This is a genomic window from Intrasporangium sp. (assembly GCF_040414665.1).
Lineage (GTDB): Bacteria > Actinomycetota > Actinomycetes > Actinomycetales > Dermatophilaceae > Intrasporangium.
The window spans coordinates 1-8,453 of sequence record NZ_JBEDUL010000146.1 but is presented as its reverse complement, the minus strand read 5'-3'; the positions used below and the strand labels follow the sequence as shown (position 1 = coordinate 8,453).

9 protein-coding genes are annotated in these 8,453 nt (G+C 69.4%); 7 read left to right on the top strand and 2 right to left on the bottom strand.

Going from position 1 to position 8,453, the window contains the following annotated elements; translation table 11 throughout:
• Together atpD and ABF401_RS15455 are read left to right on the top strand one after the other, a co-directional pair.
• A partial coding sequence (gene atpD / locus ABF401_RS15460) for a F0F1 ATP synthase subunit beta (RefSeq protein WP_353510464.1) occupies window positions 1-1,254 on the top strand: 1,254 nt, incomplete at its 5' end.
• Between the two features lie 91 nt (window positions 1,255-1,345).
• A complete protein-coding gene (locus ABF401_RS15455) occupies window positions 1,346-2,749 on the top strand; it encodes an NAD(P)/FAD-dependent oxidoreductase (protein ID WP_353510463.1) in 1,404 nt (467 codons plus the stop codon).
• 144 nt (window positions 2,750-2,893) lie between these two features.
• Here ABF401_RS15455 and ABF401_RS15450 read toward each other — a convergent pair whose 3' ends face one another.
• Entirely contained in the window at window positions 2,894-3,334 is a 441-nt protein-coding gene (locus tag ABF401_RS15450; protein ID WP_353510462.1) for a DUF6918 family protein, read from the bottom strand.
• Window positions 3,335-3,483: 149 nt separating this feature from the next.
• On the opposite strand from ABF401_RS15450, the gene ABF401_RS15445 reads away from it, so the two are divergent.
• Window positions 3,484-3,765, top strand: a complete 282-nt coding sequence (locus ABF401_RS15445) for a F0F1 ATP synthase subunit epsilon (protein ID WP_353510461.1) — start codon at window positions 3,484-3,486, stop codon at window positions 3,763-3,765.
• A 10-nt stretch (window positions 3,766-3,775) separates the two neighbouring features.
• Window positions 3,776-4,213, top strand: a complete 438-nt coding sequence (locus ABF401_RS15440) for a DUF2550 domain-containing protein (RefSeq protein ID WP_353510460.1) — start codon at window positions 3,776-3,778, stop codon at window positions 4,211-4,213.
• A gap of 63 nt (window positions 4,214-4,276) precedes the next feature.
• On the opposite strand, the gene ABF401_RS15435 is transcribed toward ABF401_RS15440, so the two are convergent.
• A complete protein-coding gene (locus tag ABF401_RS15435) occupies window positions 4,277-4,906 on the bottom strand; it encodes a cob(I)yrinic acid a,c-diamide adenosyltransferase (protein WP_353510459.1) in 630 nt (209 codons plus the stop codon).
• Between the two features lie 53 nt (window positions 4,907-4,959).
• Between ABF401_RS15435 and murA the strand changes: the two genes are divergently transcribed.
• The 3 genes from murA to ABF401_RS15420 all read left to right on the top strand — a co-directional run.
• Window positions 4,960-6,249 carry a UDP-N-acetylglucosamine 1-carboxyvinyltransferase gene (murA, locus tag ABF401_RS15430; protein WP_353510458.1) on the top strand — a complete coding sequence of 430 codons (1,290 nt, stop codon included), beginning with the start codon at window positions 4,960-4,962 and terminating at the stop codon, window positions 6,247-6,249.
• A 157-nt stretch (window positions 6,250-6,406) separates the two neighbouring features.
• Entirely contained in the window at window positions 6,407-6,781 is a 375-nt protein-coding gene (locus ABF401_RS15425; RefSeq protein ID WP_353510457.1) for an STAS domain-containing protein, read from the top strand.
• Between the two features lie 41 nt (window positions 6,782-6,822).
• A partial coding sequence (locus tag ABF401_RS15420) for a methylmalonyl-CoA mutase family protein (RefSeq protein ID WP_353510456.1) occupies window positions 6,823-8,453 on the top strand: 1,631 nt, incomplete at its 3' end.

Sequence of the window (8,453 nt, the reverse complement as noted above, 5' to 3'; positions counted from 1 at the left end):
GAAGGCCGGGTGAGGTGCATCTGCCTGAAGCCGACCGACGGCCTTCGCCGGGGCACTCCGGTCCGCAATCTCGGCCACGGCATCACGGTCCCCGTCGGTAACGCGGTGCTGGGTCACGTGTTCAATGTGATCGGACAGCCCCTCGATGTCGACAAGGTGGAAGGCGCGGACGAGCGCTGGGAAATCCACCGGCCGGCCCCCGGTTTCGACGAACTGGAACCGAAAGCCCTGATGTTCGAGACCGGCATCAAGGTCATCGACCTGCTGGAGCCGTACGTGCAGGGCGGCAAGATCGGCCTGTTCGGTGGCGCCGGTGTGGGCAAGACGATCCTCATCCAGGAGATGATCCGCCGGGTTGCGCAGGAGTTCGGTGGGCGCTCGGTGTTCGCCGGCGTCGGCGAGCGGACCCGTGAGGGCAACGACCTCATGGTCGAGATGGAGGAGGCCGGCGTCCTCGGCCAGACCGCGCTGGTCTTCGGCCAGATGGACGAGCCGCCGGGTACTCGTCTCCGGGTCGCGCTGAGCGCCCTGACGATGGCGGAGTACTTCCGCGACGTCCAGAAGCAGGACGTGCTCCTGTTCATCGACAACATCTTCCGCTTCACGCAGGCCGGATCCGAGGTCTCCACCCTCCTCGGCCGCATGCCGTCCGCCGTGGGCTACCAGCCCAACCTCGCCGACGAGATGGGCGTGCTCCAGGAGCGCATCACCTCGACGCGCGGTCACTCGATCACCTCGATGCAGGCGATCTACGTGCCGGCCGACGACTACACCGACCCGGCGCCGGCGACGACCTTCGCCCACCTCGACGCGACGACCGAGCTGTCCCGTGACATCGCGTCGATGGGCATCTACCCGGCCGTGGATCCGCTGACCTCCACCTCGCGCATCCTCGACCCGCGGTACGTCTCGCAGGACCACTACAACACGGCCGTCCGGATCCGCTCGATCCTGCAGCGCAACAAGGAGCTGCAGGACATCATCGCGATCCTCGGCATCGACGAGCTCTCCGAAGAGGACAAGATCCTCGTCAACCGCGCCCGCCGGATCCAGCGCTTCCTGTCGCAGAACACCTACGTCGCGAAGCAGTTCACCGGTATCGAGGGCTCGACCGTCCCGCTCGGCGACACGATCGAGGCGTTCACCAAGATCGCCGATGGCGAGTTCGACCACGTCGGCGAGCAGGCCTTCTTCATGTGCGGTGGCCTCGACGACGTCGAGCGCCAGTGGGCCGAGATCCAGAAGAACCTCTGAGGTCCAGCTCTCAGGAGCACAGACTTCACGTGTGGCGCCGGCGTCCCCAAGGGAGGCCGGCGCCACCTGCGTTCTGGGTAAGGATGGGACCATGACGGATCTTTCGCACTCTGCCGCCTCGAGCGGCCGCCACCGCGTCGTCGTCATCGGGTCTGGCTTCGGGGGGCTCTTCGCGACCCAGCGGCTCAAGGGGGCCGACGTGGACGTCACCCTCGTCGCGCGCACGACCCACCACCTGTTCCAGCCGCTCCTCTACCAGGTGGCAACGGGCATCCTGTCGGAGGGCGAGATCGCACCGTCGACGCGCGAGGTGCTCGCCCGGCAGCGCAACGCGGAGGTCCTCCTCGGGGAGGTGACGCACATCGACGTTGCCGCACACACGGTCACCCACGAGTCCGTCGGACGGGTCACCGTCACGCCCTATGACACGCTCATCGTCGCTGCCGGCTCCGGCCAGTCCTACTTCGGCAACGACCAGTTCGCCCGACATGCGCCGGGGATGAAGTCGATCGACGACGCCCTCGAGCTGCGGGGGCGCATCTTCGGCTCGTTCGAGCTCGCCGAGCTCGCCTCCACCCCGGCCGAGATCGAGCGGCTCATGACCTTCGTCGTCGTCGGCGCGGGGCCGACGGGGGTCGAGATGGCGGGGCAGATCGCGGAGCTGGCTCATCGCACCCTGAGCCGGGACTTCCGCCGCATCGACCCGCACGACGCGCGGATCATCCTGCTCGATGCCGCTCCGACGATGCTGGCGTCCTTCGGGGAGCGGCTCGGCGAGAAGGCGCGACGGCGGCTCGAACAGATGGGGGTCGAGATCCGCCTCGACGCCAAGGTCGTCGATGTCGACCTGACCGGGATCGAGGTCGAGCAGACCGACGGCACTCGTGAGCGGATCGAGTCGCTCTGCAAGGTCTGGGCGGCAGGCGTCAGTGCGTCGCCGCTCGCCGCGCACCTCGCGGAGCAGACAGGGGCGGAGGTCGACCGAGCGGGCCGCATCCACGTGCTGCCTGACCTGACCCTCCCGGGGCACCCCGAGGTGTTCGTCGTCGGCGACATGATGGCGCTCGACAGGCTGCCCGGCGTGGCCCAGGTGGCCATCCAGAGCGGCCGCTACGCCGCGGAGACGATCAAGGGGCGCCTCGCCGGAGAGCCGCCCAGGGAGCCGTTCCGCTACGTCGACAAGGGGTCGATGGCGACGATCTCCCGGTTCTCGGCGGTGGCGTCGATCGGCAAGGCGCGCTTCAGTGGCTTCTTCGCCTGGGTGCTCTGGCTCGCCGTCCACCTGCTCTACATCATCGGGTTCAAGCACCGCGTGACGACCCTGCTCCACTGGGCGATCAGCTTCCTCGGCAGTGGCCGCGCTGAGCGCGTCGTGACGCAACAACAGGTCTTCGCCCGGACGGCGATCGAGGACCTCGGCGACCGCTTCCATCCAGAGCTGCCCCGGGTGGCCACTGATCGCCCGCAGGAGCAGTCCGCCCCAACCTCGGACTGATCGACGCCGTATGCCGCTGAGCTGGCCCTCGCTCGGCCGCTGAGTCACGAACCCGGACAACCGGGCCACTCGACGGAAGCGGCGGGAGGGCTGGGTGGCAGCCCTCCCGCGAATGCAGCTCAGCGGCATACGACCGCTAGATGGTCACGCCTTGACGAGGCGCTCCACGGTGGCGCCCAGGCGTGGGAGGGCGGCAACCACCTGCTCCTTGGCCTTGCCGCGCAAGGCGTTGTAGACCTTCTTCGCAGCGGTGTGGGACGTGCCCTCCGCCTTGGCATCGGTCACCGAGAGGAGGGCGTCGGCCGCCTCTTGGGACCGAGCCTGCAGGTGCGCGGCGAAACCGGCGTCGCCCTTGCTGGCCCAGAAGGGGTCGAGGGCCGCCGCGAACTGAGGCAGGAGACGGTCGGTGGCGCTCGGGACGAAGTCGCCGCCGAGCTTGCGGGCGGCGGCATAGCCGGCCTTGACGGCCGCGCCGCCGATGCCCGACTTGTCGGCGACCTCGGCATCGATGACCTCGGTCAGGGCGGCCACGGCGGCCGGTCGGCGGGTCTGGTCGAGGAGGGCGTCGGACACAGCAGTGCTCACTGGTTGGCTCCTTGGAGTGTGGTGATGGAGGGAATCGGGACCTTCGCGACGGCGACCATGGCAACCTGGTCGGCCGGTCGACGCCACGTACGGAGCATCCTGTCAGAGGCACTAAACTGCCAAGCACATCCCCACGACTCGGAGGAAACGTGAGTTCGCTCAAGGTTGAGATGGTTGCCGCAGACCGCAAGGTCTGGGAGGGCGAGGCGAAGCTGGTGCGCGCTCGTTCGATCGCCGGTGAGCTCGGCATCCTGCCCGGCCACACGCCCCTGCTGGGGGTCCTCGTGGAGGGCGACGTCACCATCGAGGCCCTCGACGGGGCCCGGTCCACCGTGACGGTGGACGGCGGGTTCCTCTCCGTCGACTCCGATGTCGTCACCATCGTCGCCGAGCACGTCGACGCCTCGTCGATGCAGACCACCACGAACTGAGGTTCACGCCGTGCCGTCCGCTCTCGTCTCCACCGAGATCGTGATCGGCCTGCTCCTGGTCATCGTGCTCGTCGTGCTCGGGGTCACCTACCTGCGCCGGCGCTACATCGCGGGCGGGCAGCAGCTCACCCTCTGCGGTTACCGCGCCAGCGGCTCGGACCGCTGGCACCTCGGCCTCATGCGGCTGGCAGACAACGCCCTCGAGTGGTACACGCTCGGGGGCGCTTCGCTGCGCCCGAAGCGCCGCTGGCGGCGCCAGACCCTGCTCCTCGAGGCACCCCGGCTGCTCCCGCCGGAGGAGTCGCTGGCCCTGCTGCCTGACGCGTATGCCGTTGTCTGCACTGATCGGCACGAGACCTTCGAGCTCGCCCTCCAAGGCCCCGACTACACCGCCGTCCGCTCGTGGCAGGAGGCCGCACCGCCGGGCTACAACGTCAACGTGGCCTGACAAGCCCACGGCGCGTGCGGGCCGCGCCCCCGGGAACGCCCGCGTTGGCTGGGTCGCTCAGCGTCAGGGCTGCCGCTTCTCGGGCTTGGCCACCCGCCCGCCACCCGGCTGCCACAGGACGTCGCCGCCGATCGGCAGGTTGGCGATCCGCGCGAGGATGAAGAGCAGGTCCGAGAGCCGGTTGAGGTACTTGGCGGTGAGGACGTTGACACCACCGGCGCCACGCTCGGCACCGGGCTGGTCGCCATGCGCCTCGATCGCCGCCCAGGCCGCGCGCTCCGCCCGCCGCACGATCGTCGTGGCGAGGTGGAGGTACGCCGAGCCGGGGCTCCCGCCGGGGAGGATGAAGGAGCGCAGCTTCTCGAGGCGCTCGAGGTAGTGGTCACAGTCCCGTTCGAGATCGTCGATCCACGGCTGGTCGACACGCAGGGGTGGGTACTCGTAGCTCTCCTGAAGAGGGGTCGAGAGGTCTGCCCCCACGTCGAACAGCTCGTTCTGGACCCGCAGCAGCGTCGCCTTGACGTCGTCCTCGAGGCCACCTGCCGCGATGGCGATGCCGATGGCGGCATTCGCCTCGTTGGTGTCGGCGTAGGCGTGCAGTCGATCGTCGTTCTTGCTCGTGCGCGAGAAGTCGCCGAGGCTCGTCGTCCCGTCGTCACCGGTCCGGGTGTAGATCTTCGTCAGGTTGACCATGGCAGCACTCTCTCACTGGTCTGCATCCCGTCCGGCATGGGTAGGGTCGCAGCGTGAGAGAGCGGTTCCGGGTCGTGGGCGGCGGCCGACTCGTCGGCGAGGTCCCCGTCGTCGGCGCCAAGAACAGCGCTCTCAAGCTCATGGCCGTGGCCCTCCTCGCCGAGGGCAGGACCACCCTGACGAACATGCCGGAGATCGCCGACGTGCGCATCATGGCCGAGCTGCTCCGGCGACTTGGGGTGTCGGTCGACTACGACCCCGCGGCGGGAGTCGCCGTCATCGATGTCCCCGCGTCGATCGGGCATCGCGCCGACTACGAGCTCGTCCGGGCCCTGCGGGCCTCGATCTCGGTGCTCGGTCCCCTCGTCGCACGGGTCGGCGAGGCGGACGTCGCCGTGCCCGGTGGTGACGCGATCGGGTCCCGAGGCCTCGACCTCCATGCGGCGGGCCTGGAGGCTCTCGGCGCCGAGGTGCGAGTCACGCACGGATATCTCGTGGCCAAGGCACCGCGCGGCCTCAGGGGAGCGGAGATCCGGCTCGACTTCCCCAGCGTCGGTGCGACCGAGAACATCCTCATGGCCGCCGTCCTGGCTCGTGGGCGCACGACGATCGACAACGTCGCCCGTGAACCGGAGATCACCGACATCGCGCACATGCTCATCTCGATGGGTGCTCGCATCGCCGGCGCCGGCACCTCGTGCCTCGTGGTCGACGGTGTCGACACCCTGCACCCGACCGAGCACCGCGTCATCCCGGACCGGGTCGCGGCCGGCACCTGGGCCTTCGCGGCCGCAACGACGTGCGGTGACATCGAGGTGGTGGGGGGCGTCGCGGAGCACCTGCGCTCACCCCTGCAGTCGCTGGCGGCGGCGGGCTGTCACGTGGAGGGGACGGCTCGCGGTTTCCGCGTCGCGGTGCCGGACGGTGCCGGGCGCCCGACGGCGTTCGACGTCGCGACCCTGCCCTACCCGGGCTTCCCGACCGACCTTCAGCCCTTCGCCCTGGCCTACAACGCGGTGGCAGACGGTAGCGCCATGGTGACCGAGAACCTCTTCGAGGCACGCTTCCGCACCGTGCAGGAGCTCGCCCGCCTGGGCGCGGACATGCAGGTCGACGGCCATCACGTCATGACCCATGGGGTCCCCGTCCTGTCCGGCGCCCCGGTCGAGAGCAGCGACATCCGGTCAGGGGCCGCCCTCGTCATCGCCGGCCTGGTCGCCGAGGGCTACACCCTCGTCAGCGGCGTCCACCACATCGACCGCGGCTATCCACACTTCGAGGTGGCACTCCGCTCGCTCGGCGCCGACGTCACCCGCGAGCCGGACGAGCACTGGTACGAGTAGTCCACATTCCGAGATCTTCCGGTCAACTTGACTGGCTCTTTAACCTCTCCGGGTCCACCGCCGGTTTTCTTGACGCTTTCTTGACTCCGGGGGGCAACCTTCTTGAGACGGGCGGCGTCATCATGAATGACGGCAGCAGCAGTTGAGAGGGGTCACAATGTCGCTGAATGCCCACCGTAGGATGCCGACGCGGACGCCAGTCAGGGTGCTCGAAGCGCCCGATGGTCACGATGTCATCATCGAAGGCCGCCTCGACGTCCATACCGTCCCTGACATCCGCGACGCCATCCACGCCGTCATCGCTACTGGCGCGGGTGAGCTCCGACTGCACCTTGGCGATGCCGAGATCGGCGATGCCACTGGACTCGGCGTCATCCTGCACCTGCACCGCAGAGCCACCCGGGCACAGCGACAGCTCCTGCTCGTCGACCCGACCGACCGGACCCGGCGCCTCCTGCGCGGGTGCCGCCTCGACCGCATCCTCGCCTCGCGTCACGCCGGTCGCCACACTGTGGCGCCTCTCACCGCCTGAGCGACTCCCTGTCGTCGCGGGCCGGAGGTACCTTCGGGACCATGCCCGACGAGAGTGCTCCGACCTCCGCCGCCCGCCCGACCCGCGACCGTCCCTGGGTCATGCGGACCTATGCCGGGCACTCCAGCGCGGCGGCCAGCAACGCGCTCTACCGACGCAATCTCGCCAAGGGCCAGACCGGCCTCTCGGTGGCCTTCGACCTGCCCACCCAGACCGGCTACGACCCCGACCACGTGCTCGCGCGTGGAGAGGTGGGCAAGGTCGGTGTGCCGATCAGCCACATCGGCGACATGGCCGCGCTCTTCGACGCCATCCCGCTCAAGGACATGAACACGTCGATGACGATCAACGCGACGGCGATGTGGCTGCTCGCGATGTACGTCGCCATGGCCGAGGAGCAGGGCGTCGACCCCGCCGTGCTCCAGGGCACGACGCAGAACGACATCGTCAAGGAGTACCTGTCGCGGGGCACGTACATCTTCGGGCCCGGGCCCTCGAAGCGCCTCACGGTGGACCTGATCGCCCACGCGGTGAAGCACATCCCGAAGTGGAACCCGATCAACGTGTGCCCGTACCACCTGCAGGAGGCGGGCGCGACGCCGGTGCAGGAGCTGGCCTACGGGCTCGCCACCGCGGTCGCGGTGCTCGACGCGATCAAGGAGTCGGGCCAGGTCCCGGCCGACGAATTCCCCGCCGTCGTCGGGCGCATCTCGTTCTTCATCGACTCGGGCATCCGCTTCGTCGAGGAGATGTGCAAGATGCGCGCGTACACGCGGATGTGGGATCGCATCACGCGTGAGCGCTACGGCGTGACCGACGAGAAGCTGCGGCGCTTCCGCTACGGCGTCCAGGTCAACTCCCTCGGGCTCACCGAGAGCCAGCCCGAGAACAACGTGCAGCGCATCGTGCTCGAGATGCTCGGCGTCACGCTGTCTCGGGACGCGCGGGCACGCGCGATCCAGCTTCCGTGCTGGAACGAGGCGTTGGGTCTCCCGCGTCCCTGGGACCAGCAGTGGTCGCTGCGGATCCAGCAGGTGCTGGCCGACGAGACCGACCTGCTCGAGTACGGCGACCTGTTCGAAGGGTCGAAGGTGGTCGAGGCGAAGGTCGCGGAGCTCGAGGACGCGGCGCAGGCCGAGCTCGACTGGGTGCTCGACGGTGGTGGCGCGTTCGCGATGATCGACGAGGTCAAGGGCAGGCTCGTCCAGTCGAACGCAGAGCGCGTGCGTCACATCGAGAGCGGCGACATCCGCGTCGTCGGCGTGAACGAGTACGTCGAGACCGAGCCGTCGCCGCTCGTGGCCGGCCTCGGTGGCGAGGCCGCGATCCTCACGCCCGACGCGCGGGCCGAGGAGGAACAGGTCGAGTCGATCACCCGCTGGCGCGCGCAGCGCGACGGCGAGCGTGCCGCGCGCGCACTCGAGCGCGTGCGTGAGGTCGCCGCGACCGATGCCAATCTGTTCCCCGCGACGCTCGAGCTCGCGCGCGCGGGCGGAACCGTCGGCGAGTGGGCCGGCGCGCTCCGCGAGGTGTTCGGCGAGTACCGCGCGCCGACCGGTGTCGGCGCGGTCGCGGCAGCGCCCGTGGGCAGCATGATGCCGGTGCGCGAGCGGGTGCAGGCCGCGGCGAGCGAGCTCGGCGGGCCGGTGCGCCTCCTCGTCGGCAAGCCGGG

Excerpts from the sequence above, each read along its gene's own strand:
- ABF401_RS15435 (WP_353510459.1), bottom strand. The coding sequence starts at position 4,906 with ATGGTCAACCTGACGAAGATCTACACCCGGACCGGTGACGACGGGACG.
- ABF401_RS15455 (WP_353510463.1), top strand. The coding sequence starts at position 1,346 with ATGACGGATCTTTCGCACTCTGCCGCCTCGAGCGGCCGCCACCGCGTC.
- ABF401_RS15425 (WP_353510457.1), top strand. The coding sequence starts at position 6,407 with ATGTCGCTGAATGCCCACCGTAGGATGCCGACGCGGACGCCAGTCAGG.